Consider the following 26,155-nt stretch of genomic DNA (forward strand, 5'->3'; position numbering starts at 1 on the left):
CTGCCCACCTTGGTGGGCGTTGCCGGCCAGCGGCCGGCACTACCAAGATCAGCCACGTCTGCCGGCCGACGGCCGGCATCACCTTGGTCAGCCGTTGCGCAACGCGTGCACGGCCGGGGCCACCTGGGCCTGGCGGTCCAGTTCCAGGCCGACCTGCACCAACGCATCAGCCAAGGCACCGGCATCATCATCCCGCAGGGTCGCATGGCCAACCTTGCGACCGTCACGCGACTCCTTGCCATAGTCGTGCCAATGGCCGCTGGCCTGCTGCAGGACCGGCGCCGGGTCAGGCATCGCTCCCAGCCAGTTCAGCATGCAGGCATGACCAAGCATGCGGGTACTGCCCAGCGGCAGGCCGAGCACCGCGCGCAGGTGGTTCTCGAACTGCGAGGTTTCGCTGCCTTCGATGGTCCAGTGGCCGGAGTTGTGCACGCGCGGCGCCATCTCGTTGGCCAGCAGTTCACCGTCGCGGCAGAACAGCTCCAGCGCGAACACACCCACGTACTGCAGGTGTCCGGCGACTCGCTGGGCATAGCCGATCGCCGCTTCGTGCTCGGCAGCGGACAGCACCGCCGGTGCCACGCTGGCCGACAGCACGCCATCGACATGCCAGTTGCCGGTGACCGGCCAGGCCTGGAAGCTGCCATCGCGACCGCGCACGGCCACCACGCTGACTTCGCGCTGGAAGGCGACGAAGCCCTCGAGGATCAGGCCGGTGCGCTCGACCTGCGCACCCAGCGCCTGCCAAGCCGCATCGATGTCCGCTTCGCTGCGCAGGCGGAACTGGCCCTTGCCGTCGTAGCCCAGGCGGCGGGTCTTGAGGATGCACGGCAGGCCGAATTCGGCCGCCTTGGCCGCCAGTTCTTCGCGGCTGCGGATATCGGCGAACGCCGGCAGCGGAATGCCCAGCTGCTGGAACAGGGTTTTTTCGCTCAACCGGTCCTGGGCCACGGCCAGCGCCGACGGCGGCGGGTAGACCGGCACGCGGTCGGCCAGCCATTGCGCGCTGTCAGCGGGCACGTTCTCGAAATCGAAGGTCACCACATCGACTTTGGCGGCGAAGTCCGCCAGCGCCTGCCGATCATCGAATGCGCCGACGGTGAGCGGCGCCAGCGGGCCGCTGCAGGCATCGGCCGCCGGATCATACAGTTCGAAGCGCAGTCCCAGCGGCGCACCAGCCAGGACCATCATGCGGGCGAGCTGACCGCCGCCGAGGATGCCGACGGTCAGGCTCATTGGCGCGGATCGTCATGGGCCATCACGTCTTCGGTCTGGCGCGCGCGGAAGCTGTCCAGCGCCTGGCCGATGGCCGGCTGGTCGCTGGCCAGCATCGCCGCGGCGAACAGCGCGGCATTGGAAGCGCCGGCATTGCCGATGGCGAAGGTGGCGACCGGGATGCCGGCCGGCATCTGCACGATCGACAGCAGCGAATCCATGCCGTTGAGGGCCTTGGACTGCACCGGCACGCCCAGCACCGGCACCGCGGTCTTGGCCGCGATCATGCCCGGCAGATGCGCGGCACCGCCGGCGCCGGCAATGATCGCGCGCAGCCCGCGCGAACCTGCCTGCTCGGCATAACTGAACAACACATCCGGCGTCCGATGCGCGGACACCACCTTCACTTCGAACGGAACACCCAGAGCTTCAAGCTTCTGGGCGGCGTGCTGCATGGTTTCCCAGTCGGAGCGGGAACCCATGACGATGCCGACAAGCGGCGCGATCGGGTTGGGGGTCATTGGCCGTCACCTGCCTTAAAGACGTATTCTAGCCATCTTCCACGCAAGACGAAGAACCATGGATCGCAAGCTGCTCGACCTGCTGGTATCGCCCGACACCCGCCAGCCCCTGTCCCTGCTGGATGGCAAGGGCCTGGAAGCCCTCAACCGGGCGATCGCCGCCGGCACCATCAACCGCGCCGATGGCAACCCGCTGGCGCAGCCGCTGCGCGAAGCCCTGGTCACCCGCGACCGCAAGCAGGTATTCCGCGTCGACGACGGCATTCCGGTGCTGCTGGCCGAAGAGGCCATCCCGACCGCACAGATCGCCGACTTCCCGGCCGCATGAGCGCGCTGCCGACGCCGGACCCAGCCGTCGTCGCGGCCGATGTGGCCCGCGCGTTGGCCGAGGACCTGGGCAGTGGTGACGTCACCGCCGCCCTGCTGCCCGACCAGTCGGACAGCGCCTACCTGCTGTGCAAGCAGGATGCGGTGATCGCGGGCCGCCCGTGGTTCGATGCCACCCACCGCGCACTTGATGCGGACGTGCAGATCGAGTGGCGGGTGGCCGAAGGCGACCATGTCAGCGCCGGTACCGTGCTGGCGCTGCTGCATGGGCGCAGCCGCAGCCTGGTCAGCGCTGAACGCACCTCGTTGAATTTCCTGCAGACGCTGTCCGGCACCGCCACCACCACTGCCCGCTACGTGGCTGCGGTGGAAGGTACAGGCACGCGCATCCTCGATACCCGCAAGACCCTGCCCGGCCTACGCCTGGCGCAGAAGTACGCGGTGCGGTGCGGCGGCGGCGACAACCACCGTTTCGGCCTGTACGACACGGTGATGCTGAAGGAGAACCACATCCGCGCGGCCGGTTCACTGGCTGCCGCGGTGTCGGCCGCCCGCCGGCAATGGCCACAACTGCCGCTGGTAGTCGAGGTCGAGGACCTGGACCAGCTGCGGCAGGCGCTGCAGGCCGGCTGTGAACGCATCCTGCTGGACGACTTCAGCCCGGAACTGCGGCGCGAAGCGGTGCGCATCACCGAAGGTCGTATTCCACTGGAAGTGTCCGGCAGCGTCGGCCTCGGCGGCCTGCGTTCGATCGCTGAAGATGGCGTGGACTGCATTTCCATCGGTGGCCTGACCAAGCACGTGCAGGCCATTGATCTGTCGTTGAAGCTGGGTCCACCGCCGGGCTGAGGGTGGATTCGCGGATCGTGATGTTGCCGGCCGGCGGCCGGCACTACCGTTCTCACACCCGGCGTTCACAACAGCGCTGCGACGCTGCGACCATCCCCCACAGGAGCCGCGCATGCGCCGGATGCTCTTGCCTGCCTGGCTGATGCTGGCCGCGACGCCCTTCTCGGCCGCCGCCGTCGAAGCCTGCGATGTACCCCCGCGTTTCGGCCTGAGCCCTTTGGCGATCGCCATCCGCAACACTGCCTGCAACGAGCATCGCCTCTGGTTCCGCCCCTTCATCGACCGTGACGGCCGCGCCGCCAGCCTCAGTGTCACCGAGGCCGAGAGCGATCATCTGGCCGACAACGGCCTGATCGCCTGGCAGCGGGTCAGCAGCTACTGGCGCGAAAGCGGCACGCTGAATGCATTGGGCAGCCAGCCGGGTGCCAGCAGCTGCCTGGCCCCGTTGGGATCGCGCTACACCGACAGCGATTGCCGCGCGTTCCTGATCGACAATCCATGGTCGGCTGCCTTCATTTCCTGGGTGATGGTGCGTGCCGGCGTACCTGGCTTCAATACCTCCCCACGCCATATCGACTACATCCGCGCCGCCTACCAGGCAGGCCCTGCCGGCGTGCCCTACCGGCTGGTGGACCCGGCCACCGCCAAGCCAGCACCGGGCGACCTGCTGTGCTTCCTGCGCGACCGCAGCAGCACACTCAGCTACAGCGGGCTGGTGCAGGCCTTGGGCAACGGCTCGGTCGGCCATTGGAAGTCGCATTGCGAAGTGGTGGTGGCGGCCAACCTCGGTGGCGACCAGACGCTTTACCTGGTGGGCGGCAATGTCATGAACACCGTGGCGATGCGCCTGCTGCAACTGGATCGCACCGGCATGATCAAGCTGCCGCCGCCGCGTGAGCGCGACGCCACCGGCATCGATCCGACCTGCACGCCGGGCCGCGAGGACGAATGCAGCTTCAACCGGCAGGACTGGGCCGCACTGCTGCAGTTGAATGCCACTGCACCGCGGGCTGCACCGCTTCCGCCGGCGGTACCCACTGCGCCGACACTGGTGCCACCGCAACCGGCAACGGAGCCAAGCGGCGATCGCTGAGCAGATGCCGCTTGATCCGGTCTTCATTCGTCGCCATCTTTGGCGGATCGACACCTGACGGCTGAAGCCATGCCCACCCTGCTGATCCTGCTGATTGCCGGCGGTATCGTCTACTTCTTCTGGAACGCAGCGCGTTCCGCCGCCGAGCGTGCGGTCGAACTGGGCCGCAATGCCTGCCGTGCCGCCGATGTGCAGTGGCTGGACCAGGCGGTGCACGCCACGGGTCTACGGCTGTCGCGCGGGGAAGATGGCCGGCTCGGTTTCGAGCGCACCTTCAAGTTCGAGTATTCCTACGACGGCATCGATCGCCATGTCGGCCGCATGGTGCTGCGCGGTGACCAGCTGATTTCCTTCACCGGCCCGGGCGCGGCGCGGATCAGCCAGATCCGTGCGGACAACGAAGATGCCGAGGATGTGTGAGCAGAAGCATCCACGCATGGCGTGGATCTACTGGACAGCGCGCCGGTAGATCCACGCCATGCGTGGATGAAAAGCTGCGGAAACTACTTGACCACGCGCAGGGTCGGACGGCCCTTGGGCGGCGGACCAGCAGGCGGCGTGTCGTCCGGCGGCGTCTGCTCATCGTCGTGCAGCAGCTCATCACTGGCCTGCGCCGGTTCGCCACCGGGAATGTCATCCGGCAGCGCCATGCCCTGCCCGGTCTCGCGGGCATACACCGCCAGCACCGCGCTGATCGGCACCTGCACCGGATAGCTGGTGCCGGAGAAGCGCGCCGAGAAGCTCACCGACTCGTTGTCGATCACCAGCCGCACGACTGCGCGCTCGGCGATGTTGAGCACCACCCGGCCGTCCTTGACGGCCGAAGGCGGAACCTGCACACCGGGAACGCCGGCGTCGACCAGGATGTGCGGAGTCAGCTGGTTGTCGTTGATCCATTCCACCAGTGCCCGCAACAGGTACGGGCGGTGGCTGGTCATGTGGAAGAAGTCTTCGGTCATGCGTGAAGTGTAGCGCCCGACGCCCCTGCCGGGGCGGATCGCCTGCACGCCGGTCGGCGTGCAGACGGGAAAGCGGATGCCGGATCAGCCCGGCAGATCGCGCAGTTTCTTTTCCTGATCGGTCAGGCTGCGAACGAAACCGGGGTGGCGGAAGATCCGGTTGCCGTAGTCCTCGATGGCCTTGCTGTCCTTCGGCAACGGCACGTCCAGCGATTGCAGGCGCCAGATGATCGGCGCCATCGCGCAGTCGGCCAGGCTCATTTCCGGGTTGAGGAAGAACTTGCTGGCCTTGAACAACGGCAACGAGGCCGTCAGCAGTTCCTTCAGCCGCTTGCGGCCCGCCTCTGCCTGCGTCTTGTTGCCCAGCTGGATCGCCTGCACCTGCGGCACCCAGTCGTGCTCGATACGCAGCATGGCCAGGCGGATGCGCGCGCGAGACAGCGGGTCGACCGGCATCAGCGGCGGGTGCGGATAGCGCTCGTCCAGATACTCGCTGACCACCGAGGCGGCATACAGCACCAGTTCGCGCTCGACCAGGGTCGGCACCGAATGGTACGGGTTGAGATCGATCAGATCTTCCGGCGGGTTCTGTGGATCGACCGGAACGAAGTCGAAACTCACGCCCTTGGCCGCCAGCACCAGGCGCACACGGTGGCACAGTACATCGTCGTTCGAGGAAAACAGCGTCAGTGTATTGCGCATGCGTACGCTCGCCGCCATCAAAGGCTCTCCTACGACAGGAGACCGCCTGCCGCATCGGCGCCGCCAGCACCGTGCTGACGGTCGACTCCTCCCCGAGTGTGCAACCGACCATCACAAAAGCCAATAGGCCCGATGCAATGGCCGACTCTGGATCAGTGCACGTCCTTCCAGTATTCCTTCTTCAACAGGTACACCAGGAAGGTCAGCAGGGCCAGGAACAGGATCACCCAGACACCGAGCTGCTGCCGCTTCAGCGCAGCTGGTTCGCCGGCGTATTCAAGGAAATTGGTGATGTCCCGCACGGCCTGGTCGTACTGGCCCGCATCGACCGAGCCCGGGCTTTCGATGCGCAGGCCCGTTACCGGCGGGTCCATGCCCGGCGCTTCGGCCTTGCCATGCACCGCGTGCTGCAGGCCCTGCATCTCCCATAACGGATTGGGCATGGACGCGTTGGCGAACAGCGCGTTGTTCCAGCCCAGCGGGCGGCTGCTGTCCAGGTAGAACGACTTCAGGTAGGTGTAGATCCAGTCGCTGCCGCGCACCCGCGAAATCAGGCTCAGGTCCGGCGGCATCTTGCCGAACCACTTCTCGGCCTGCTCCTTGGGCATTGCCACAGGCACCGGGTCGCCGATCGCCGAGCCGGTGAAGTTGAGGTTGTTCATCACCTCTTCCTCGCTCAGCCCCAGATCCTCGCCCATCCGCGAATAGCGCAGGTACTTCAGTGCATGGCAGCCACTGCAGTAGTTCATGTACAGCTGGGCGCCGCGCTGCAGCGACGCCCGGTCACCCAGGTCGTTGCCGGCCTGCAGCAGCTTGGTGCCGCCCTCGGCGGCCATGGCCAGGGTACTGCCCAGCATCAGGGCGGCCGCCAGGGCCAGCCGGACCATCCAGCGCTCAGTCATGCGTGGTCACCCTTTCCGGTACCGGCTTGGTCTTGTCCAGCCTTGTCCATATCGGCATGGTGATGAAGAAGGCGAAGTACAGGAAGGTCAGCACCCGCCCGACATAGGTCTCGTGCGCATCGGTACCAGGACCGGAGCCGATCACCATCAACCACGCGAAGCACACCACGAACATGCCCAGCAGGCCGCGCGACAGCCAGCCGCGGTAGCGGTAGGACTTGACCTTGGCGCGGTCGAGCCAGGGCACCAGGAACAGGATGGCGATGGCCGAGAACATCACGATCACGCCGCCCAGCTTGTTCGGCACCACCCGCAACATCGCGTAGTACGGCGTGTAGTACCAGACCGGCTTGATGTGCTCGGGGGTGACCAGGCGGTTGGCTTCGGTGAAGTTGTCGTGTTCCAGGAACAGGCCACCGAAAGCCGGCGCGAAGAAGATGATGAAGGCCGCGATGATCAGCAGGAAGCCCGCACCGACACCATCCTTGAGCGTGTAGTACGGATGGAACGGAATGCCGTCGGTCGGCGCGTTCGGTGACCAGCGGTTGCCCTTCGGCCCCTTCTTGATCTCCACGCCATCGGGATTGTTCGATCCCACTTCATGCAGCGCACCCAGGTGCAGCACCACCAGCAGCAGCAGTACCAGCGGCAGCGCGATCACGTGCAGTGCGAAGAAGCGGTTGAGCGTGGCGTCGCTGGGCAGGTAATCGCCCATGATCCATTCGGTCAGGCCGTTGCCGATGACTGGAATGGCGCCGAACAGCGAGATGATCACCTTGGCGCCCCAGAACGACATCTGGCCCCACGGCAGCACGTAGCCCATGAAGGCTTCGGCCATCAACACCAGGTAGATCAGCATGCCCAGGATCCACACCAGCTCGCGTGGCTTCTGGTAACTGCCATACAGCAGCCCGCGGAACATGTGCAGGTAGACCACGATGAAGAACAGCGAGGCACCGGTGGAGTGCATGTAGCGGATCAGCCAGCCCCACTCCACGTCACGCATGATGTATTCGATGGAGGCGAATGCTTCGGCGGCATTCGTCTTGTAGTGCATGGTCAGGAAGATGCCGGTGACGATCTGGTTGACCAGCACCAGCAGCGCCAGCGAGCCGAAGTAGTACCAGATGTTGAAGTTCTTCGGCGCGTAGTACTCGCTGACATGCTTGCGGTAGATCGGCATCAACCCCGGCGCGCGGGCATTGACCCAGTCGGCCACGCCGGTGGCGGTACGGCTGAGGATGTTGGACATCAGGCAGCCCCCTGCGGATCGACACCGATGATGATGGTGTTGTCGTCCTGGTAGTGGTGCGCGGGCACCTTCAGGTTGATGGGTGCGGGCACGTCCTTGAAGACGCGGCCGGACATGTCGAAGCGCGACTTGTGGCAGGGGCAGAAATAGCCGCCCTTCCATTGTGGGTCGTAGGGCTCGGGGCGGATTTCACCCACCATTTCCGGCGAGCAGCCCAAGTGCGTGCAGAGACCGACCAGCACCGAGATATCGGGCTTGATCGAGCGCAGCTCCGGGTTCTGCTTGAGCACGTACTCCGGCTGCTGGTCCTTCTCGCCGGACTCGGGGTCCTTCAGACGGCCATCCAGCCCATGCAGCGCATCGAGGATCGCCTTGGACCGTTTGACGATCCAGATCGGCTGGCCACGCCATTCCACGATCAGGCGTTGGCCTTCCTGCAGGGCGCTGATGTCGGCCACCACCGGTGCGCCGGCAAGCTTGGCGCGGGCACTGGGGTTCCAGGATTTGATGAAAGGAACTGCGGTGAATCCGACGCCGACGGCGCCCACCACGGCTGTGGTGGCAGTAAGAAAACGCCGACGTCCGGTGTTGACTGGATCGTGTACCCCATCGTTGGCCATCCGGCACTCCGATATTGATTAGGTAGCTTTAAGGCTGCCAGCGGTTCCGGTGGGGGCCAGAGCCGCATTGAATCTCGGTCGAGTGTAGCGGAACCGTCGCGCGCCACACAACGCATTGCAACAACTCTTTTCAAGGTGTGCCGACTGACAGTCGGCACCTACCCGCTTGAAGGTGTGCCGGCCAACGGTCGGCACCTACTGATGGGTCAGAGCGGTGCGGTAGCGCTCGGCCAGCTGCCCTACCCTTCGCACGTAATACTGGGTCTCGCTGTAGGGTGGCACGCCGCCATGGCGATCGACCGCGCCTTCGCCAGCGTTGTAACCGGCCGCAGCCAGGGTCAGATCACCTTTGAAACGCTTCAACAACCACGCCAGATACTGCACGCCGCCACGAATGTTCTGCCCGGCGTCGTAGGAATCGCTGACGCCGAAGCGTGCGGCGGTGGGCGGCATCAGCTGCATCAGGCCCTGCGCGCCGGCACGGCTGAGCGCAGTCGGGTTGTACGCCGATTCGGCGTGGATGATCGCCCGTACCACCGCTTCTTCCACCCCGAACTCGCGTGCGGCCGAGGTGATCTCGCTCTGGAAGGCCGTGGTGTTCAGGCGCACGCTGCCGAAATCGACGCGCGGATTGACCCCGCAGGCGTAGCAGCGCTCCATGAAACTGTAGCGGATGGTCCGCACCGGGCCGAGATTGGCGACCTGGGTCGGGCGTGCGCTGGTGTAGTGGCGCACCCCGTCCTGCATGTACGAATAGACCTGTCCGCTGACCATCTTGCCGCCGCGTGGACTGGCCGGCGCGGACGCTGCCGCGGGCGCAGGAGCCGGCGCGACAGCGGGACTGGCAGCGCTGGCGGCCACGGCAACCGGGTTGCGCTCGGCGCTGGCCACCACTGCAGCAGGCACGGGCACTGGCGTCGGCGCCGAGCTGACGACCGGAGCGCGCACCGCCCGGCCCGCGCTGCGGGTATAGCTGATGGTGCTGCATTGGGCACCGGCCACCCGCTTGCTGACATAGCTGGTGACCCCATCGGCGCCAAGGCACTTGTACAGGGTGCCAGCGCTGGCCGGCGCAGCGGTCAGCGCAGCGATGATGATCGCCGTTGTCCCCAGTCTCCCCTTCATGGCCGCGAGTGTCCCAGCTTCGCTGCGGCTTGCCAAGGGCGCCGGCTCAGACCGTGACGACGGGCACGGCCAGTACCTGGCTGAGCCCGGTCAGACGCTGGGCCAGCTCCTCGCGCAGCTCGGCCGGCGTGGTCCACAGTGCCACCGGCAGGCGATCCAGGCTGAGGATCTGCGCCAGCATCATGCCGCGGCTTTCCGCACCCATCCGCAACAGGCAATGGTCTGGCCCATCGGCCTCGAGCACGCCGCACCAGGGCGGAATGCGACCGGCCAGCTCCGCTTCACTGCCGGCCAGGCGCAGGGTGGCCTGCAGCGCGAACGGTGCCTGGCTGACCGCCTGCCGCACCATCACATCGGGCGGCGCCGGGGTTCGCCGGTGCAGGCCAGGCTCGGGCAGGTGCCGCACCGCGCCCATCCGGTCCACACGCAGCGTGCGCCAGTCCTGCCGGCCCAGATCCCAGGCCAGCAGATACCAGCGCCGCCCGTAATTGACCAGGTGCTGGGCCTCGACTTCCCGTTGCGTCACCGCGTCCTGCGCGCTGCGGTATTCGAAGGCCAGCCGCGCGGCCTGCCGGCAGTGCTGGGCCAGCCGCCCGAGCAGGCGTGCGTCGGTGGACGGCAGATCGGACAGGGTCGCGGTGGCGGCATGCACTTCCCCGGCCTGCTGACGGCGACGTGCCGGCACCAGCGGATCGAGCTTGGACAGCAGGCCCCGTGCGGTGTCGTCGATGCCGGAGACCGTGGCCGAGGCCGCGCGCAGGGCAATCGCCAGTGTGGTGGCCTCTTCCTCGTCCAGCAGCATCGGCAGCACCGGTGCCCCCGCGCCCAGCCGGTAGCCCCCGCCTACGCCGGCCGACGCCTGCACCGGATATCCCAGCTCGCGCAGGCGTTCGACATCGCGGCGGATGCTGCGCCGGTCCACGCCCATGCGCTCGGCCAGCTCGGCACCGGACCAGTGACGGCGGGCCTGCAGCAGCGAGATCAGGCGAAGCAGGCGATGGGCGGTATGGCGCATGACGGATCGCGGACAGAAGTCGTCCGCAATTGTGCCCCAGCATGGGCCCCACTTCACCACCACCTGCAAGGAGCAATGCCATGACGTCACGCCAGATCACCCTCTACCACGCCGCCCGTTCACGCTCGAGCGGCGCGGTGGCCCTGCTCGAAGCACTGGGCGCCGACTACCGCATGCAGGTGCTGGACCTGAAGGCTGGCGCCAACCTGGCCCCGGCCTACCTGGCGATCAATCCGATGGGCAAGGTGCCGGCCATCGTGCACAACGGCGCCCTGGTGACCGAGCAGGTGGCGATCTACCTGTACCTGGCCGACCTGTACCCGGAAGCCGGGCTGGCGCCGCCGATCGGTGACGCCCTGCGCGGCCCCTATCTGCGCTGGATGGCCTTCTATGGCGCCTGCTTCGAGCCGGCGATGATCGACAAGGCCATGCACCGCGAACCGCCGCCGCGCCTGATGTCGCCCTACAACGACGCCGACACGGTGCTGCAGGTGATCGAAGCGCAGCTGGCGCAGGGGCCGTACCTGCTGGGCGAGGTGATGAGTGCGGCCGACGTGCTGTGGGGTAATGCGCTGGCATGGACCAGTGCGTTCGGCCTGGTGCAGCCAGCCCCGGCGACGGCCGCCTACATCGAACGGATGAGCGCGATGACCGCGTTTGATCGTTCGCGGCAGATCGATGCAGAGCTGATCGCGGCGTAAGGGCACTCGCCGGGCACGGCCCGGCGCTACCGAACGGGGCGGGAGGCGGGTAGCGCGGGGCCATGCCCCGCGAGCGCGCGGCGCCGTTGGCGTTGCGCAGGGCGAGCGCGGCGGGATGCGGGTAGAATCGCCCCCTTTCCCGCCACCCGAATGGATTAAGCGCCATGACCGGGACGCCAGACGTCTTTCCGCCCGCCGCCCAGGGCGGCACCCCGCTCGTTTCCCTGCCCTCTGGTCCGCGCAAGCCCGACCAGGTGAAGGGCAAGCTCTACATCAAGACCCACGGTTGCCAGATGAACGAGTACGACTCGGCCAAGATGGCCGACGTGCTCGCCGCCAGCGATGGCCTGGAACTGACCGATCGTCCGGAGGACGCCGACGTCATCCTGGTCAACACCTGCTCGATCCGCGAAAAGGCGCAGGAGAAGGTGTTCAGCCAGCTGGGCATCTGGAAGAGCCTGAAGAACCAGGGTCGCGAGGTCATCATCGGCGTCGGCGGCTGCGTGGCGTCGCAGGAAGGCGAGGCGATCATCAAGCGTGCGCCGTTCGTCGACCTGGTGTTCGGCCCGCAGACACTGCATCGCCTGCCGGAGCTGATCCGCGCCCGTCGCGAACAGCAGCGCCCGCAGGTGGACATCAGCTTCCCGGAAATCGAGAAGTTCGATCGCATGCCCGAACCGCGTGCCGATGGCGCGTCGGCGTTCGTGTCGATCATGGAAGGCTGCTCCAAGTACTGCTCGTTCTGCGTGGTGCCCTACACGCGCGGTACCGAAGTCAGCCGCCCGTTCGAGGACGTGGTGGTGGAGGTGGCACAGCTTGCGGCGCAGGGCGTGCGCGAGATCAACCTGCTCGGCCAGAACGTCAACGCCTACCGCGGCCCCTATGGCGACGGCGAGTTGGCCGACCTCGGCCTGCTGATCCGCACCATCGCCGAGATCGATGGTGTCGGTCGCATCCGTTTCACCACCTCGCACCCGCTGGAGTTCAGCGATTCGCTGATCGATGCGTTCCGCGATGTGCCGCAGCTGGCCAACTTCCTGCACCTGCCGGTGCAGGCTGGCAGCGACCGCGTGCTGTCGGCGATGAAGCGCGGTTACACCGCACTGGAATTCAAGTCGAAGATCCGCAAGCTGCGTGCGGTCCGCCCGGACATCTCGATCAGTTCGGACTTCATCGTCGGTTTCCCCGGCGAGACCGATGCGGATTTCGAGAAGACCATGAAACTGATCGAGGACATCGGCTTCGACCACAGCTTCTCCTTCATCTATTCGCGTCGCCCGGGCACCCCGGCAGCGGACCTGGAAGACACGATCAGCGATGCGGAGAAGCATGCGCGCCTGTCGCGCCTGCAGGAACGCATCAATGCGCATGCTGCAGGCATCTCCGAGAAGATGGTTGGCAGCGTGCAGACCGTGCTGGTGGAAGGCCCCTCACGAAAGAACCCGAACGAACTGACCGGCAAGACCGAGAACATGCGTTCGGTGAACTTCCCGGCGCATCCGCGCCTGATCGGCCAGTTCGTGGACGTGGTGATCACTGAAGCGTTGACCAATTCGCTGCGTGGTCGCGTGGTGGCGGAATAAGGTGTGCCGACCAACGGTCGGCGCCTACCGAGGGATTGAGGTGTGCCGACCGTTGGTCGGCATGCTTCAATCCAGGCGTTTGCGGAAGCGCAGGATGGCCAGGGTCATCATCGCCACGATGAACACCAGCAGTGCCAGTGCGTCCGGCCACAGCTCCCACAGCGAGGCCCCGCGCAGCATGATGCCGCGCACCAGGCGCAGGAAATGGGTGAGCGGCAACACTTCAGCCAGCCACTGCACCGGCCTGGGCATGCCGGCGAACGGGAACATGAAACCCGACAGCAGGATCGAAGGCAGGAACAGAAACAGGGTCATCTGCATGGCCTGGAACTGCGACCGCGCGCGCGTGGAAATCAACAGGCCCAGCGCCAGGTTGGCCAGCACCAGCAGCACCGCGGCCAGATAGACATCAACCAAGCTGCCGCGGATCGGGACCTCGAACAACCAGGTTCCCAGCAGCAGCACCAGCGTGGTCTGCAGCAGACCGATCGCCGCATAGGGCAACACCTTGCCGACCATCAGTTCGCTGCGCGATACCGGCGTAGCGATCAGCAGTTCCATGTTGCCGCGCTCGCGTTCGCGCACCACCGCCACTGCGGTGAACATCACCAGGGTCATGGTCAGGATCACCCCGATCAGGCCGGGCACGATGTTCACCGCTGAGCGCCGTTGCGGGTTGTAGAAACTGATGACGCTCACCTGCCCGCTGGCGATGCTGCCTTCGCGCAGCGGCCGTGTGTTGCTGGTCGGGCGCGTGTCCAGCGGTACCTGCGCCAGCTGGATCGCCGCACTCTGCACCACCGTGTCGCTGCCGTCGACCAGCACCTGCACCGCTTCGCGGCCTTCGTAGCGGCGTCGTTCGAAATCGGAGGGAATGACGATGCCCACGCCGATCCGACCCCGTCGCAGCGCCTCCATCAGTTGATCGGGCGTATAGGCCTGCGCGCGCGGCGTGATCACGCCGGTGGCGACCATGTCCTGCACCAGCGCGCGCGAAGCGGCACTGTTGGCCTGGTCGGCGATACCGGCATCCAGATGCCGCAGGTTGAGGTTGATCGCATAGCCGAACAGCAGCAGCTGCATCACCGGGATGCCAACGATCATCGCCAGGGTGATGCGGTCACGGCGCAGTTGCCGCAGCTCCTTGAGCATGATCGCCCATAGCCGTCGCACGCTCATGCGGCCGGCTCCCGACCACGGCCACGGGTGGCGGCAACGAATACGTCTTCCAGGTTGGGCGCCACCGCTTCGATGCTGGCCTGCGGATCGGCGGCGGCAAGTGCCTGCGCCAACACGGTGGTATCGGCCGCACCCTCGCTGCACAGCACACGCAGTTCGGTGCCGATCTGGGCCACGCTGAGCACCCCCGGCAACGCCGCCAGCGCGCGGCTGGCCTGCCGGGGCTGCGAGGCGGTGACCTTCAGGGTACGACCCTGCAGCTGCGCGCACAGCTCGGCGGGGGTGCCATCGGCCACCAGGGCACCGCGATCGAGGATCGCCAGCCGGTGGCAGCGTTCGGCCTCGTCCATGTAGTGGGTGGACACCAGCACCGTGGTGCCTGCATCAGCGAGTTCGAACAGCGCCTCCCAGAAATCGCGACGCGACTCAGGATCGACCGCACTGGTCGGCTCATCCAGGAACAGCAGTTCCGGCGCATGGATCACCGCACCGGCCAGCGCCAGCCGCTGCTTCTGCCCGCCGCTGAGGGTGCCGGCCAACTGCACCTGGCGATCCTGCAGACGGTACTGCCGCAGCAGCGCATCGACCCGTTGCCGCGCCTGAGCGCGTGGCAGATCCTGGATGGCGGCCAGGAATTCCAGGTTTTCCCGCACCGACAGGTCTTCGTACAACGAAAAGCGCTGGGTCATGTAGCCGATGCGGCGGCGCAGCGCTTCGGCCTGTGCAGGAATCGCCAGGCCCAGCACGTCGATCTCGCCCGCGCTCGGCTCCAGCAGCCCGCACAGCATGCGGATGGTGGTCGACTTGCCCGAGCCGTTCGGGCCGAGGAAGCCATACACCTGCCCACGTGGCACCTGCAGATCGACGTTGTCCACCGCCAGCAGATCGCCGAAGCGGCGGCTCAGGCCCTGCGCGCGCACGGCGATGTCATCGACGGGATTCAGAAGCGCACCTGTACCGGCAGCCCGGCGGGCAGCGCCTGCATGTCGGCACTGTCATCGATCTCGATCTCGGCCAGGTAGCTCAGCCGCGAGACGTCATCACCGGTCAACGCGTAATACGGCGTAAAGGAAGGTTCGCTGCGGATCGACCGCACATGCCCCTTCAACATGGTGCTCGCGCCGTCCAGCTGCACCTGCGCCGCCTGCCCCACCTTCACCTGCAGGCGCAATGGCTGCGGCAGGTACACGCGCGCATACGGGCGTTCGCCCACCAGCATCACCACCAACGGCGCACCGATCGGTGCCTGGTCGCCCTGCCGGTACGGCAACGCATCGACCACGCCGTCGCGCGGCGCGCGCAGCTGCAGCTTCTGCAGGTTGACGGCTTGCACCACCTCCTGCGCCTGCGTCGCCCGGGAGGCGGCCTGGCCCTGGGCAATGTCCTCACGACGGTTGCCGCGCTGCAGCTCCAGCCACGCCTGTTCGGCAGCGCGCACGCTGGCCACGGCGTTGTCGGCGGCCGCGCGGGCCCGGTCCAGGTCGGCGGCAGCGACCAGCCGGTGGCGAGCCAGCGGTTGCACCCGGCGGTAGTACGCGGTGGCTTCCGCCGCCTGCGCGCGCAGCGCGGTGAGCTGTGCCTGCGCCTGGGCGATCTGCTCCGGACGCGGGCCCACCTGCAGTTCTTCAAGCTGTGCCTGCACGCGGGCGGTTTCGGCCTGCGCTGCGTCGAACTGGGCGGCGCCACGGGCAGGGTCCAGGTGCATCAGCAGCTCGCCGGCCTTGACCGCCTGCCCTTCGCGCACGTCAACGGCACTGATCACTTCCGCCGCCGGTGCGGGCACGCTGATCCGGTCCCATTCAAGCGTACCCAGTGCCGCCGGCGGTGCTTCGCCGCAGCCCGCCAGCAGGCAGCTGCCCAGCAGCCCCATCCTGCGCATCCACGTGCCCACGGCCATGCGCCACCTCCTCCGATGGCGCCACGGTGCCATGCTCCCTGTGCACCCGCAATGATCCAGAACAGGGCTGGTCAATAATTGATCACCGGCCGGCAACGCCACTGCCGCAAGGCTCGCTGCCACCTATCCACAGGTTCGCGGCAACACCGTCCACACCACATGTGGAGAACCCCGCGGGCACTGGCACAATTTTCACCACCGCATCATCTTCCTTGTGGCACAAGCGCTGCGAAGGACTATCCACAGGTTTCTTCGGCGCCGGTCCACACCCGGTGTGGAGAACTGTCGTACTGCCGCCTTGCGCGTTACCCTTGTCGTCCCTGACTCCATCGCGGTGGACGGCGACCCCGCCCCACCCCAAGCAATGAAAAGCATCGAGCATCGAGACTTCACCCTGTCGCCGGAAGACAACGCGCAGCTGGCCAACCTGTGCGGCCCGTTCGACGGCCACCTTCGCCAGATCGAACTGAAGCTTGGCGTGGAAATCGCCAACCGCGGCTTCGTGTTCCGTATCAGCGGCCCGACTGAAGCCAGTGCAGAGGCACAGAAGCTGATCGAGGCGCTGTATGAAGAGGCCGCCGAGACCACCTTCGACAGCCACGGCATCCACCTGCGCCTGAACGCGGCGAACATCGAACAGATCGCCGACCGCTCCTACGAAGCGCAGGACGTGGCGATCAAGGTCAAGCGCGGTACCGTGCGCGGGCGCGGTTCCAACCAGAGCCGCTACCTGCACCAGATCGTCAGCCACGACATCAACTTCGGCATCGGCCCGGCCGGCACCGGCAAGACCTTTCTGGCGGTAGCCAGCGCGGTGGAAGCACTGAACGAATCGCGCGTGCAGCGCCTGATCCTGGTGCGTCCGGCAGTCGAAGCCGGCGAGAAGCTGGGCTTCCTGCCCGGCGACCTGAGCCAGAAGGTCGACCCGTACCTGCGACCCCTGTACGACGCCCTGTATGAAATGCTGGGCGTGGAAAAAGTGCTCAAGCTGCTGGAAAAGAACGTCATCGAGATCGCGCCGTTGGCCTACATGCGTGGCCGCACGCTCAACGATGCGTTCGTGATCCTGGACGAAGCGCAGAACACCACCATCGAACAGATGAAGATGTTCCTGACCCGCCTGGGCTTCGGCTCCACCGCCGTGGTCACCGGTGATCTGACCCAGACCGACCTGCCCAAGCACGTGAAGTCCGGCCTGCGCGATGCGATCGACGTACTGCGCGATGTGGAGGGCGTCAGCTTCACCTTCTTCGACGCCCGCGACGTGGTCCGCCACCCGCTGGTGGCGCGCATCGTCAGCGCCTATGACCGCCGTGACCTGCATCAGATCCAACCTGGAGCGACCCCATGACCCGTGGTCCCGTGCGACTGGATGTCGCCGTCAGCTACGCCCTGCCCCGTGCCGGGCTGCCCTCGGCCGTGAGTTTCCGCAAGTGGGTCGCCGCCGCGCTGAAGGGCCGCATCCGCGAAGCCGACCTGGCCATCCGCGTGGTCGACAGCAAGGAAGGCCAATCCCTGAACCGGCATTACCGGGGCAAGGACTACGCCACCAACGTGCTCAGCTTCCCGGCCGACGTGCCGGAGGGCCTGCCCAAGGGCGTCAAGTTCCCGCTGCTGGGCGACCTGGTGATCTGCGCACCGGTGGTGGCCCGTGAAGCCGACGAGCAGGGCAAAGTGCTCAATGCCCACTACGCGCACCTGACCGTGCACGGCGTGCTGCACCTGCTCGGCTGGGACCACGAGGACGACAAGGAAGCCGAGGCGATGGAACAGCTGGAACGCGAGATCCTGGCCGAGCTCGGCATCGACGATCCCTACGCCGGCGAGCGCTGACACCTGGCCAGGCGCTGCGTGACCGAGCCCATGCTCGGCCGTGGTACGCCCTGCTCCCCGCAGACCCGACCCAAAAGCAGCCGAGCACGGGCTTGGCTCTACAACGGAACCTCGCTTGTGCTGCTGCGCACCTTCCTTCCCCTGCCGCTCCTGCTTGCCGCCACCGCTTCCGCCGCGCCACTGGACCTGCCAGCACTGATCGAGTGCCGCCAGGGCGTGTCTGAGCATGCCGCGCTGGCGCCCCTGCTGGCCGATCCGCTGAACGCCGTGGCGCACGGCCTGCAGCCGCTGCCGCAGGGCAACCAGTTCATGAGCGAGTACCGGCTGGCCAGTCCGATCACCGTGTTCGGCCAGCAGACCGAGCGCGTGGCAATGGCCGGCGCCAGCATCATGGCCGTGCTCGACCAGGCCGACCCGCGACCGCTGGCCAGGCAGCTGGCGCTGGAGACCGGCTACGACCAGGACGGCAAGTTCATGGCTGGGCGCGAGCTGGTCAGTCGCGATGTGACTGATCCGAAGACCGGCGAGGCTCAGATCGAGTCGATCATCCTCAGCGTATCCACCGTCGCCACCCACCCGGGCAAGACCCTGGCCGGCTGCACCTACAGCCTGGACCTGCCGGCCGAGGACGAGAGCCCGGCCGCCGCCGCCCCGGCTGGCGAGGGTCACTGACAGGCCCCCACATCCTGCTAGACTGGAGCCATCGCCCGGCCTGCCGGGTGCCTTTTTTCCAGAGATGTCAGAAGACGACAGTAGTAGCTCCTCCGTGGAGCACAGTGAAAAGAAGCGCGGCTGGCTTGAACGCCTGACGTCCGCTTTTTCCGGCGAACCCCACACCCGCGACGAGCTGGTCGCTGTCCTGCACACCGCGCAGGAAGAAGGGTTGATCGCCGCCGATACCCTGAAGATGATGGAAGGTGCCATTTCGGTAGCCGAGCTGACCGTGGGCGACGTGATGATCTCGCGTTCGCAGATGGTCTCGCTGCCGGTGGAGGCGCCCTTCCTGGAGCTGATGAAGCAGGTGGTCGAGTCCGGCCATTCGCGCTTCCCGGTGCATGGCGAGAACAAGGACGACATCCTCGGCGTGCTGCTGGCCAAGGACCTGCTGCGCGGCGTGGTTGCCGACAATGGTCCGGGCAACGTACGTGAACTGCTGCGCCCGGCGGTGCTGATTCCGGAAGCGAAGAAGCTCAACGTGCTGTTGAAGGAGTTCCGCCTGTCGCGCAACCACATGGCGATCGTGGTGGACGAGTACGGCGGTGTCGCCGGCCTGGTCACCATCGAAGACGTGCTGGAGCAGATCGTCGGCGACATCGACGACGAACACGACGAGGCCGAGGATTTCTCGGCGCAGATCGCCATCCAGGCCGATGGCCAGTACGTGGTGGATGCGCTCACGCCGATCGGCGATTTCAACGAGCGCTTCGGTGCCACCTTCTCCGATGAGGACTACGACACCATCGGCGGCCTGGTGACCGAAGCCGTCGGCCATCTGCCGGAAGTCGGCGATGAGCTGGCGCTGGACCGTTTCATGTTCCGTGTGGCCCGCGCCGATGCGCGCCGGGTCCAGGCCTTCCATGTAACGGTGCTGGCACCGGACGCGCAGGACGACGCTTGAAACACCGTGGCCTGATCCTGACCCTGTGGCTGGCGTTGTGCCTGCTGGCCGCGGCCCTGCCACTGGCTGCGTTCGCGCAGGCGGCGCCGGCCGTTTCGACGGCCAGCGATGCTCCTGCCCCGCGTGTCGGTGTGGTCACCATGCAGCCGGGTACCGTGTTCTTCGAACGCTTCGGCCACGATGCCATCGTCGTGCTGGACCCGGTGAGCGGCGAGGCGATCTCGTACAACTTCGGCTACTTCGATCCGTCCGAACAGGATTTCATCGGCCGCTTCGTGCGCGGCGACATGATGTATTACCTGGTGGCCCTGCCGCTGCAGCAGGACCTGTCGTACTACGACGAGACCGGCCGCGGTGCCAGCGTACAGTGGCTGGATATCACCCCTGACCAGGCACGCTCGCTGGCCGCCGACCTGGCCGAACGGGCCAAGCCGGAAAACGCGCGCTACCACTACGATTACTACACCGCCAACTGCGCGACGATGGTGCGCGACACGCTGGACAAGGCACTGGGCGGCGGGTTGCATTCACAGCTGTCGGGCCGCTCACGCGGCAACACCTATCGCAGCGAGTCGGTTCGCCTGGCATCTCCGGCCCCGTGGATGTGGCTGGGCTTCGATATCGGCCTGGGCCCGTTTGCCGACCAGCCGCTGTCGCGCTGGCAGGAAGCCTTCGTGCCGATGCGCCTGGCCGACGCCCTGCGCCAAGCCCGCAACAGCGACGGCCGCCCGCTGGTGCAGTCCGAGCAGGAACTGCTGCCGCACCGCATCGACCCCGAGCCCAAGGAGTTCGCACGCCGCTGGTGGCCGTGGCTGCTGTGTGGCCTGGTGATTGCGGCGGGCGTGCTGGCACTGCGCAACCGTCCACGCCTGCTGGCCGGCCTGGCCTTGCCGCTGTGGCTGCTGTGCACGATCGCCGGTGGCCTGCTGGTGTTCCTGTGGGGCTTCAGCACGCACTATGCTGCCTGGGCCAACCGCAACCTGCTGCTGCTCTCGCCGCTGTGCCTGCTGCTGTTGCCGGGGGCGATCAGCCTGCTGCGGCGGCGCGTGCCCGGCCGCATGTTCAGGATCGTGCTGTGGCTGGTGGCGGTACAGGCCGTGGCCGCCCTGGTGCTGCACTGGCTGAGCCTGCAGGCGCAGTACAACGTGCAGTGGATCGTGCTGCTGCTGCCGGTCCACGCTGCCTTGGCCTGGGTGCTGGGGCGCCGTCCTCACTTGTCGGAAACGCAGCACTGACGCACGATGGCGGGCATGTCATTGCCCGCCTCACTGCCCGCCCCTGCTGCCGCCTCCGCCGCAGCCAATCCCACCTGCGTCATCAACTGCGTCCACTACGATGACGACGGCAAACGCCACGACATCAGCCTGGATGCCATCAGCGATGTCATCGCCAGCAACAACGGTTTCGTCTGGGTCGGCCTGTACGATCCGAACGAAGATGTACTGCTGAAGCTGCAGGAGGAATTCTGCCTGCACGACCTGGCGGTCGAGGATGCGCGCAACGCGCACCAGCGCCCCAAGGTGGAGGCCTACGGCAACTCGTTGTTCGTGGTGGTGACCACCGCGCAGATGGTCGACGAGCGCATCCAGTACGGCGAGACCCATGCCTTCCTCGGCCCACGGTTCCTGGTGACCGTGCGCCATGGCGCCTCGCTGTCGTACGCGCCGGTGCGTGCGCGCGTCGAGCGCGAGCCGCAACTGCTGAAGATGGGGCCGTCGTACTGCCTGTACGCCGTGGCCGACTTCGTGGTGGACAACTACCTGCCCATCACCAACCGCTTCCGCGACACCCTGGAGCTGCTGGAGAAGGACATATTCGCCGACAGCTACAAGCGCAGCACCGTGGTGCGCCTGTATGAGCTCAAGCGCGAGTTGAACAAGATGCGGATGGCGGTGGCGCCATTGCAGGATGTACTGGCGCAGCTGCGCCGCTACCAGGGCGAACTGTTCCCGGACGAAGTGAAGCTGTATATCCGCGACGTGCACGACCATGCGGTACGCATCAGCGATGTGATCGACACCCTGCGCGAGATGCTGGGCACGGCCCTGAGCGTGAACCTGTCACTGGTGACGCTGGCCCAGGGCGAGACGGTGAAGCGGCTGGGTGCATGGGCCGCGCTGCTGGCCGCACCGACCTTGATCACCAGCTGGTATGGCATGAATTTCAGCCACATGCCGGAACTGAACCAGCCGTGGGCCTATCCGCTGATGATCGTCGGTGTCGGCGGCATCTGCGTCGGCCTGTACCGGCTGTTCAAGCGGGTGAAGTGGTTGTAACCCGCTTTTTTGTAGAGCCGAGCCCACGCTCGGCTGTTCCCGGCAAAGAGCAGCCGAGCATGGGCTCGGCTCTACACAGGCAGGTGCATCAAGCCACGTAGACGGTCTTGATGTTCATGAACTCATGGATGCCGTGGTCGGCCAGTTCGCGGCCGAAGCCTGATTCCTTGCTGCCACCGAACGGCAACCGCGCATCGCTCTTGACGATGGCATTGACGAAGGCTGCGCCGCATTCCATGCGCTGGGCGAAGGACTCACCGCGCACCGGGTCACGCGTCCACACGCTGCCGCCGAGGCCGAAGCGGGTGTCGTTGGCCACGCGCAGTGCCTCGGCTTCATCCTTGACCCGGATCACGGCGGCGACCGGCCCGAACAGTTCTTCGTCATAGGCCGGCATGCCCGGCCCCACCTGGTCGAGCACGCTGGCCGGATAGCCGGCGTGGCTGCCAGCCACCGGTTCACCGCCGATCAACACGCGTGCGCCTTTGGCAACGCTGGCCTGCACCTGCTTGTGCAGTTCGTCGCGCAGGTCGGCACGGGCCATCGGCGCCAGCGTGGTGCCGCGCTCGTTCGGGTCGCCGTACTGGCGCTCGCCTGCGGCTTCGACGAAGCGCTGGGTGAATTCATCGGCCACCGCTTCGACCACGATGAACCGCTTGGCGGCAATGCAGGTCTGGCCACTGTTGTCGAAGCGCGACTTCACCGCGGCGGCCACCGCCTTGTCCAGGTCGGCATCATCGAGCACTACGAAGGCGTCGCTGCCGCCCAGCTCCATCACCGATTTTTTCAACTGGCTGCCAGCGTTGGATGCGATCGAGCGCCCTGCCCGCTCGCTACCGGTCAGGGTCACGGCTTTCACCCGTGCATCGCGCAGCACCTCGGCGGCCTGGTCGTTGTCGATGTGCAGCACGTCGAACACGCCGTCAGGCAGGCCGCCATCGCGGCATACCGCCAGGATCAGGTCCGCGCACTGCGGCACGTTGCTGGCGTGCTTGAGCAGCGCCACGTTGCCGGCCATGAAGGCCGGAGCAAGGAAGCGGAACACCTGCCAGATCGGGAAATTCCACGGCATCACCGCGAACACGCAGCCGATCGGCTCATAGCGCACGTAGCTGCGCTGCGCCTCGGTATCGATCAGTTGCGGCTTCAAGTAGTCGGCGGCGTGGTCGGCATAGAACTCACAGGTGCTCGCGCACTTCTCGACTTCAGCCAGCGCTTCGGCCTTCAGCTTGCCCATTTCGCTGGTCATGGCCTGCTGCAGGTCGTCGCGACGCGCGCGCAGCTGGCCAGCGATCTGCTTGAGGATCGCGCCACGTTCCTGCAGCGAGCGCTCGGCCCAGCGCGGGAACGCATCGGCTGCCGCCTGCAGGCGCTGCTCGATGGCTGCGCTGTCCATCAGCTCATGGCGGTAGGTCACCTGGCCGGTGGCGGGGTTGATGATCTCGACGGTCATTGGGGGTCTCCATCAGGTAGACCCCCATTGTGCGCTGGCGGCCGTGAGCCGGGTGTTGCCGGCTCAGCCGTTGTCCTGGCGTGCCAGCTGCAGGTCGCGCTGGCGTCGCTTCTCGGCACGCGCATTGATGTACCAGCCGATCACCGCAGCAATCGACACCGCCGACACCAGCAGCGTGGCCAGCGCATTGATCTTCGGGCTGATGCCCATGCGCACCGAGGCGAACACCTTCATCGGCAGCGTGGTCGAGCCCGGCGTGGCAACGAAGCTGGCCACCACCACGTCGTCCAGCGACAGGGTGAAGGCCAGCAGCCAGCCGGCCACCAGCGCCGGCGCGATGATCGGCAAGGTGATGCGGCCGAACACGGTCAGCCGGCTCGCGCCGAGGTCCATCGCCGCTTCTTCCAGCGACAGGTCCATCTCCTGCAGGCGCGAGGACACCACCACGGTGACGAAGCACAGGGTGAAGGTGACGTGGGCGATCCAGATGGTGGCCAAGCCGCGCGCCGGGAAGCCCGGAATAGCGCCCATCGAGGCCAGCAGGGCCATCAACGAGAAGCCGAGGATCACGTCCGGCATCACCAGCGGCGCGGTTACCAGCGCACCGAAGAACGGCTTGCCGCGGAAGCGCTTGAAGCGGGTCATCACCATCGCCGCCAGCGTGCCGAGCACGGTGGCGGTACAGGCGGTCCAGAACGCGACCACCAGGCTGGTCCACATCGCATCCATCAGCGCGCGGTCGGCAAACAGGTCGCTGTAGGCGCGGGTGGAGAACCCGGCCCAGACCATGGCCAAGCGCGAGCTGTTGAACGAATAGAACATCAACAGCAGGATCGGCAGGTACAGGAAGGCGAAGCCGAGCAGCAGCACGCCCAGCCCAAGGCCCTTGGCAGAACGCGGGCTCATGCCTGCTTCCCTTCCAGCAGTCGCTGCTGGGATCGGTTGAACAGCAGGATCGGCACCAGCAGCAACAGGATCATCGCTACTGCCATCGCCGAGGCGCCCGGCCAGTTGCGGTTGTTGAAGAACTCGTTCCACAGCTGGCGGCCAACCATCAGCGTTTCCGAGCCACCCAGCATTTCCGGGATCACGAATTCGCCGATCGCCGGAATCATCACCAGCATGCAGCCGGCGATGATGCCCGCCTTCGACAACGGCAGGGTGATGCGCAGGAACGCCTGCCACGGCTTGGCACCGAGGTCGTACGCAGCTTCCAGCAGGCGATGGTCATGCTTGACCAGGTTGGCGTACAGCGGCAGCACCATGAACGGCAGATAGCAGTACACGATGCCGATGTAGGCGGCGGTCGGGGTATCGATCAGCTGCAGCTTGGGCAGGCCCATGTTGGTCATCAGCGTCTGCAGGCCGGTGTACTGCAGGAACTGGTCGAGCAGGCCGTTGCGGTCCAGGATCGCCTTCCAGGCATAGACGCGGATCAGGAACGAAGTCCACGACGGCAGCACCACCAGCATCATCGCCACGTTGCGCGCGGCCGGCGACAGGCGGGCGATGGCATAGGCCATCGGGTAGCCGATCAGCAGGGTGAGGAAGGTCGAGATCGCGGCGATCTTGATCGAGCTCAGGAACGCCTGCGCATAGATAGAATCGCGAAACAGCGCCAGGTAGTTCTCGAGATTGAGCTTGAGCGACAGGCCGCCATCGACGTACTGCAGCAGCCAGGTGTACGGCGGCGAGCCGACCCGGCTGTGCGAGAAACTGATCATCAGCACGATCAGGAACGGCACGGCGAAGAACAGCAGCAGCCACAGGTACGGAATGCCGATCACCGTGGCACGCGTGCCCGGCAGCCAGCGCTTCAGGCCGGCGGCGCTCATGAGGTCAGCACCACGCCGTCGTTGTCACGCCAGTGCACCCACACCTCGTCGCCCCAGGTCAGGCCATCGCTGGCCCAGCGCTGCGAGTTGGCGAAGTTGGCCAGCACCTTGGCACCGCTGGGCAGGCGCACGTGGTAGACCGAATGACTGCCGAAGTAGGCAATGTCCTCGATCACACCCTGCGCCTTGTTGGTGTGTCCTTCCGGCTCGTCCTTGCCGATCATCACCTTCTCCGGGCGCAGCGCGAACGCGACCGGCTGCCCTTCATAGCAGGTGATGCCATGGGCGATGTAGACCGGCGCCGGGAACAGCGGCGAGCGCACGGTCACGTATTCGGGCAGGTCCTCGTCGATCACCCCGTCGAACAGGTTCACCGAACCGATGAACTCGGCGACGAAGCGGTTGGCCGGCTGCTCGTAGACCTCGTCGGGCTTGCCGACCTGCTGGATCCAGCCGGCGTCCATCACCGCGATGCGGGTGGCCATGGTCATCGCCTCTTCCTGGTCGTGGGTGACCATCACGCAGGTCACGCCCGAGGATTCGATGATGCTGACCAGCTCCAGCTGCATCTGCGAGCGCAGCTTCTTGTCCAGCGCGCCCATCGGTTCGTCCAGCAGCAACAACTTGGGCCCCTTGGCCAGCGACCGCGCCAGCGCCACGCGCTGCTGCTGGCCGCCGGACAACTGGTGCGGCTTGCGCTTGCCCAAGTGGCCCATCTGCACCAGGTCAAGCATCTCGCCCACCCGCTTGCCGATGGCCTCGCGGCCGAGCCCGTCCTGCTTCAGGCCGAAGGCGATGTTCTGCTCCACGGTCATATGCGGGAACAGGGCGTAGGACTGGAACATCATGTTGACCGGCCGCTGGTACGGCGGCAGTGCGTCCATCCGCTGGCCATCGACGGTGATGCTGCCCTTGGTGGGCGTCTCGAAGCCACCGAGGCAGCGCAGCAGGGTCGATTTGCCGCTGCCCGAGCCGCCCAGCAGGGCGAATATCTCGCCCTTGCGGACGTCCAGGTTGACGTCATCGACGGCGACGAAGCCATCGAATTCCTTGCGCAGATCACGAATGGAGAGATAGCCGGGCACACCGGTCGCTTCGACGACGGCGGCTTCCGGCTGGGCTTCAACGGGCATGGGGGCTCCGGGAGCGGGCGGTGGACAGCGGCCGCCATTCTAACGGCCGGGGGCCGATGGGGATATG

The 26,155-nt window shown here is 66.4% G+C and carries 28 protein-coding genes; 12 read left to right on the forward strand and 16 right to left on the reverse strand.

Annotation, left to right across the window (positions count from 1 at the left end):
• Positions 1-87: 87 nt before the first annotated feature.
• Positions 88-1,236: a 5-(carboxyamino)imidazole ribonucleotide synthase gene (locus GIW57_RS07515; RefSeq protein WP_236509765.1), complete on the reverse strand. Its 1,149-nt coding sequence runs from the start codon at positions 1,234-1,236 to the stop codon at positions 88-90.
• A complete protein-coding gene (gene purE / locus GIW57_RS07520) occupies positions 1,233-1,736 on the reverse strand; it encodes a 5-(carboxyamino)imidazole ribonucleotide mutase (RefSeq protein WP_025875268.1) in 504 nt (167 codons plus the stop codon). Before purE ends, GIW57_RS07515 begins: the two co-directional genes overlap by 4 nt.
• A gap of 58 nt (positions 1,737-1,794) precedes the next feature.
• Here purE and GIW57_RS07525 point away from each other — a divergent pair, with 58 nt between their 5' ends.
• From GIW57_RS07525 to GIW57_RS07540, 4 genes are all read left to right on the forward strand, one after another.
• Positions 1,795-2,064: a Trm112 family protein gene (locus GIW57_RS07525; RefSeq protein WP_100464527.1), complete on the forward strand. Its 270-nt coding sequence runs from the start codon at positions 1,795-1,797 to the stop codon at positions 2,062-2,064.
• Positions 2,061-2,912, forward strand: coding sequence for a carboxylating nicotinate-nucleotide diphosphorylase (gene nadC / locus GIW57_RS07530; RefSeq protein WP_100464525.1), 852 nt, complete (start codon positions 2,061-2,063; stop codon positions 2,910-2,912). The genes GIW57_RS07525 and nadC overlap by 4 nt, the downstream gene beginning before the upstream one ends.
• Before the next feature lie 112 nt (positions 2,913-3,024).
• On the forward strand, positions 3,025-4,005 hold the full coding sequence (locus GIW57_RS07535; RefSeq protein ID WP_329605745.1) for a DUF2272 domain-containing protein: 981 nt from the start codon (positions 3,025-3,027) through the stop codon (positions 4,003-4,005).
• A gap of 69 nt (positions 4,006-4,074) precedes the next feature.
• The gene (locus GIW57_RS07540) at positions 4,075-4,425 is read left to right on the forward strand and encodes a DUF3301 domain-containing protein (RefSeq protein WP_089241240.1); all 351 of its coding nucleotides are present in this window, start codon (positions 4,075-4,077) and stop codon (positions 4,423-4,425) included.
• 83 nt (positions 4,426-4,508) lie between these two features.
• On the opposite strand, the gene GIW57_RS07545 is transcribed toward GIW57_RS07540, so the two are convergent.
• From GIW57_RS07545 to GIW57_RS07575, 7 genes are all read right to left on the reverse strand, one after another.
• The gene (locus GIW57_RS07545; RefSeq protein ID WP_100464519.1) at positions 4,509-4,964 is read right to left on the reverse strand and encodes a ClpXP protease specificity-enhancing factor; all 456 of its coding nucleotides are present in this window, start codon (positions 4,962-4,964) and stop codon (positions 4,509-4,511) included.
• Between the two features lie 84 nt (positions 4,965-5,048).
• A complete protein-coding gene (locus GIW57_RS07550) occupies positions 5,049-5,684 on the reverse strand; it encodes a glutathione S-transferase N-terminal domain-containing protein (protein ID WP_089240017.1) in 636 nt (211 codons plus the stop codon).
• Between the two features lie 134 nt (positions 5,685-5,818).
• Complete coding sequence (locus tag GIW57_RS07555; RefSeq protein WP_099820023.1) at positions 5,819-6,568, reverse strand: cytochrome c1; 750 nt, start codon at positions 6,566-6,568, stop codon at positions 5,819-5,821.
• The gene (locus GIW57_RS07560) at positions 6,561-7,820 is read right to left on the reverse strand and encodes a cytochrome bc complex cytochrome b subunit (RefSeq protein ID WP_025875284.1); all 1,260 of its coding nucleotides are present in this window, start codon (positions 7,818-7,820) and stop codon (positions 6,561-6,563) included. The genes GIW57_RS07555 and GIW57_RS07560 overlap by 8 nt, the downstream gene beginning before the upstream one ends.
• Entirely contained in the window at positions 7,820-8,440 is a 621-nt protein-coding gene (gene petA / locus GIW57_RS07565; RefSeq protein ID WP_100464517.1) for a ubiquinol-cytochrome c reductase iron-sulfur subunit, read from the reverse strand. The genes GIW57_RS07560 and petA overlap by 1 nt, the downstream gene beginning before the upstream one ends.
• Before the next feature lie 195 nt (positions 8,441-8,635).
• Positions 8,636-9,565, reverse strand: coding sequence for a lytic transglycosylase domain-containing protein (locus GIW57_RS07570; RefSeq protein ID WP_100464514.1), 930 nt, complete (start codon positions 9,563-9,565; stop codon positions 8,636-8,638).
• A gap of 46 nt (positions 9,566-9,611) precedes the next feature.
• A complete protein-coding gene (locus GIW57_RS07575; protein ID WP_100464511.1) occupies positions 9,612-10,580 on the reverse strand; it encodes a WYL domain-containing protein in 969 nt (322 codons plus the stop codon).
• Positions 10,581-10,660: 80 nt separating this feature from the next.
• On the opposite strand from GIW57_RS07575, the gene GIW57_RS07580 reads away from it, so the two are divergent.
• Both GIW57_RS07580 and miaB read left to right on the forward strand, forming a co-directional pair.
• Positions 10,661-11,281 carry a glutathione S-transferase family protein gene (locus GIW57_RS07580; protein ID WP_100464508.1) on the forward strand — a complete coding sequence of 207 codons (621 nt, stop codon included), beginning with the start codon at positions 10,661-10,663 and terminating at the stop codon, positions 11,279-11,281.
• A 164-nt stretch (positions 11,282-11,445) separates the two neighbouring features.
• Positions 11,446-12,864 (forward strand): tRNA (N6-isopentenyl adenosine(37)-C2)-methylthiotransferase MiaB, encoded by a 1,419-nt coding sequence (gene miaB / locus GIW57_RS07585; protein ID WP_100464505.1) that lies wholly within the window; start codon positions 11,446-11,448, stop codon positions 12,862-12,864.
• Between the two features lie 66 nt (positions 12,865-12,930).
• On the opposite strand, the gene GIW57_RS07590 is transcribed toward miaB, so the two are convergent.
• The 3 genes from GIW57_RS07590 to GIW57_RS07600 are packed head-to-tail and all read right to left on the reverse strand — an operon-like array spanning position 12,931 to position 15,940.
• Positions 12,931-14,043 carry an ABC transporter permease gene (locus GIW57_RS07590; protein ID WP_236509767.1) on the reverse strand — a complete coding sequence of 371 codons (1,113 nt, stop codon included), beginning with the start codon at positions 14,041-14,043 and terminating at the stop codon, positions 12,931-12,933.
• A complete protein-coding gene (locus tag GIW57_RS07595; RefSeq protein WP_236509769.1) occupies positions 14,040-14,963 on the reverse strand; it encodes an ABC transporter ATP-binding protein in 924 nt (307 codons plus the stop codon). The genes GIW57_RS07590 and GIW57_RS07595 overlap by 4 nt, the downstream gene beginning before the upstream one ends.
• A gap of 20 nt (positions 14,964-14,983) precedes the next feature.
• Complete coding sequence (locus tag GIW57_RS07600) at positions 14,984-15,940, reverse strand: HlyD family efflux transporter periplasmic adaptor subunit (RefSeq protein WP_236509777.1); 957 nt, start codon at positions 15,938-15,940, stop codon at positions 14,984-14,986.
• A gap of 364 nt (positions 15,941-16,304) precedes the next feature.
• On the opposite strand from GIW57_RS07600, the gene GIW57_RS07605 reads away from it, so the two are divergent.
• The 6 genes from GIW57_RS07605 to GIW57_RS07630 all read left to right on the forward strand — a co-directional run bounded on the left by GIW57_RS07605 (position 16,305) and on the right by GIW57_RS07630 (position 21,667).
• The gene (locus GIW57_RS07605) at positions 16,305-17,291 is read left to right on the forward strand and encodes a PhoH family protein (RefSeq protein ID WP_100464490.1); all 987 of its coding nucleotides are present in this window, start codon (positions 16,305-16,307) and stop codon (positions 17,289-17,291) included.
• Positions 17,288-17,773: an rRNA maturation RNase YbeY gene (ybeY, locus tag GIW57_RS07610; protein ID WP_100464485.1), complete on the forward strand. Its 486-nt coding sequence runs from the start codon at positions 17,288-17,290 to the stop codon at positions 17,771-17,773. Before GIW57_RS07605 ends, ybeY begins: the two co-directional genes overlap by 4 nt.
• 117 nt (positions 17,774-17,890) lie before the next feature.
• Complete coding sequence (locus tag GIW57_RS07615) at positions 17,891-18,445, forward strand: hypothetical protein (RefSeq protein ID WP_236509778.1); 555 nt, start codon at positions 17,891-17,893, stop codon at positions 18,443-18,445.
• A 64-nt stretch (positions 18,446-18,509) separates the two neighbouring features.
• Positions 18,510-19,391 (forward strand): transporter associated domain-containing protein, encoded by an 882-nt coding sequence (locus GIW57_RS07620; RefSeq protein ID WP_089239987.1) that lies wholly within the window; start codon positions 18,510-18,512, stop codon positions 19,389-19,391.
• Positions 19,388-20,626, forward strand: coding sequence for a DUF4105 domain-containing protein (locus GIW57_RS07625; protein ID WP_236509779.1), 1,239 nt, complete (start codon positions 19,388-19,390; stop codon positions 20,624-20,626). The genes GIW57_RS07620 and GIW57_RS07625 overlap by 4 nt, the downstream gene beginning before the upstream one ends.
• A 6-nt stretch (positions 20,627-20,632) precedes the next feature.
• Complete coding sequence (locus tag GIW57_RS07630) at positions 20,633-21,667, forward strand: magnesium and cobalt transport protein CorA (RefSeq protein WP_089239983.1); 1,035 nt, start codon at positions 20,633-20,635, stop codon at positions 21,665-21,667.
• Positions 21,668-21,755: 88 nt separating this feature from the next.
• On the opposite strand, the gene GIW57_RS07635 is transcribed toward GIW57_RS07630, so the two are convergent.
• The 4 genes from GIW57_RS07635 to potA form a co-directional block, all read right to left on the reverse strand.
• Positions 21,756-23,120, reverse strand: coding sequence for an NAD-dependent succinate-semialdehyde dehydrogenase (locus tag GIW57_RS07635; protein ID WP_236509780.1), 1,365 nt, complete (start codon positions 23,118-23,120; stop codon positions 21,756-21,758).
• 63 nt (positions 23,121-23,183) lie between these two features.
• Positions 23,184-24,026 carry an ABC transporter permease subunit gene (locus tag GIW57_RS07640; RefSeq protein WP_100464457.1) on the reverse strand — a complete coding sequence of 281 codons (843 nt, stop codon included), beginning with the start codon at positions 24,024-24,026 and terminating at the stop codon, positions 23,184-23,186.
• A complete protein-coding gene (locus tag GIW57_RS07645) occupies positions 24,023-24,955 on the reverse strand; it encodes an ABC transporter permease subunit (RefSeq protein ID WP_100464453.1) in 933 nt (310 codons plus the stop codon). Before GIW57_RS07645 ends, GIW57_RS07640 begins: the two co-directional genes overlap by 4 nt.
• Positions 24,952-26,088 carry a polyamine ABC transporter ATP-binding protein gene (potA, locus tag GIW57_RS07650; RefSeq protein ID WP_089239975.1) on the reverse strand — a complete coding sequence of 379 codons (1,137 nt, stop codon included), beginning with the start codon at positions 26,086-26,088 and terminating at the stop codon, positions 24,952-24,954. The genes GIW57_RS07645 and potA overlap by 4 nt, the downstream gene beginning before the upstream one ends.
• Between the last annotated feature and the right edge of the window lie 67 nt (positions 26,089-26,155).

It is taken from the genome of Stenotrophomonas sp. PA-6-5C (genome assembly GCF_021605635.1).
Lineage (GTDB): Bacteria > Pseudomonadota > Gammaproteobacteria > Xanthomonadales > Xanthomonadaceae > Stenotrophomonas > Stenotrophomonas lactitubi.

Coding starts and splice junctions, on each gene's coding strand:
- miaB (WP_100464505.1), top strand. CDS start 11,446: ATGACCGGGACGCCAGACGTCTTTCCGCCCGCCGCCCAGGGCGGCACC.
- GIW57_RS07590 (WP_236509767.1), bottom strand. CDS start 14,043: ATGAGCGTGCGACGGCTATGGGCGATCATGCTCAAGGAGCTGCGGCAA.
- GIW57_RS07525 (WP_100464527.1), top strand. CDS start 1,795: ATGGATCGCAAGCTGCTCGACCTGCTGGTATCGCCCGACACCCGCCAG.
- GIW57_RS07560 (WP_025875284.1), bottom strand. CDS start 7,820: ATGTCCAACATCCTCAGCCGTACCGCCACCGGCGTGGCCGACTGGGTC.
- petA (WP_100464517.1), bottom strand. CDS start 8,440: ATGGCCAACGATGGGGTACACGATCCAGTCAACACCGGACGTCGGCGT.
- GIW57_RS07540 (WP_089241240.1), top strand. CDS start 4,075: ATGCCCACCCTGCTGATCCTGCTGATTGCCGGCGGTATCGTCTACTTC.
- GIW57_RS07550 (WP_089240017.1), bottom strand. CDS start 5,684: ATGGCGGCGAGCGTACGCATGCGCAATACACTGACGCTGTTTTCCTCG.
- GIW57_RS07630 (WP_089239983.1), top strand. CDS start 20,633: ATGGCGGGCATGTCATTGCCCGCCTCACTGCCCGCCCCTGCTGCCGCC.
- purE (WP_025875268.1), bottom strand. CDS start 1,736: ATGACCCCCAACCCGATCGCGCCGCTTGTCGGCATCGTCATGGGTTCC.
- GIW57_RS07535 (WP_329605745.1), top strand. CDS start 3,025: ATGCGCCGGATGCTCTTGCCTGCCTGGCTGATGCTGGCCGCGACGCCC.
- GIW57_RS07575 (WP_100464511.1), bottom strand. CDS start 10,580: ATGCGCCATACCGCCCATCGCCTGCTTCGCCTGATCTCGCTGCTGCAG.
- GIW57_RS07580 (WP_100464508.1), top strand. CDS start 10,661: ATGACGTCACGCCAGATCACCCTCTACCACGCCGCCCGTTCACGCTCG.
- GIW57_RS07600 (WP_236509777.1), bottom strand. CDS start 15,940: ATGGCCGTGGGCACGTGGATGCGCAGGATGGGGCTGCTGGGCAGCTGC.
- GIW57_RS07640 (WP_100464457.1), bottom strand. CDS start 24,026: ATGAGCCCGCGTTCTGCCAAGGGCCTTGGGCTGGGCGTGCTGCTGCTC.
- GIW57_RS07605 (WP_100464490.1), top strand. CDS start 16,305: ATGAAAAGCATCGAGCATCGAGACTTCACCCTGTCGCCGGAAGACAAC.
- GIW57_RS07635 (WP_236509780.1), bottom strand. CDS start 23,120: ATGACCGTCGAGATCATCAACCCCGCCACCGGCCAGGTGACCTACCGC.
- GIW57_RS07555 (WP_099820023.1), bottom strand. CDS start 6,568: ATGACTGAGCGCTGGATGGTCCGGCTGGCCCTGGCGGCCGCCCTGATG.
- ybeY (WP_100464485.1), top strand. CDS start 17,288: ATGACCCGTGGTCCCGTGCGACTGGATGTCGCCGTCAGCTACGCCCTG.
- GIW57_RS07645 (WP_100464453.1), bottom strand. CDS start 24,955: ATGAGCGCCGCCGGCCTGAAGCGCTGGCTGCCGGGCACGCGTGCCACG.
- nadC (WP_100464525.1), top strand. CDS start 2,061: ATGAGCGCGCTGCCGACGCCGGACCCAGCCGTCGTCGCGGCCGATGTG.
- potA (WP_089239975.1), bottom strand. CDS start 26,088: ATGCCCGTTGAAGCCCAGCCGGAAGCCGCCGTCGTCGAAGCGACCGGT.
- GIW57_RS07570 (WP_100464514.1), bottom strand. CDS start 9,565: ATGAAGGGGAGACTGGGGACAACGGCGATCATCATCGCTGCGCTGACC.
- GIW57_RS07620 (WP_089239987.1), top strand. CDS start 18,510: ATGTCAGAAGACGACAGTAGTAGCTCCTCCGTGGAGCACAGTGAAAAG.
- GIW57_RS07545 (WP_100464519.1), bottom strand. CDS start 4,964: ATGACCGAAGACTTCTTCCACATGACCAGCCACCGCCCGTACCTGTTG.
- GIW57_RS07515 (WP_236509765.1), bottom strand. CDS start 1,236: ATGAGCCTGACCGTCGGCATCCTCGGCGGCGGTCAGCTCGCCCGCATG.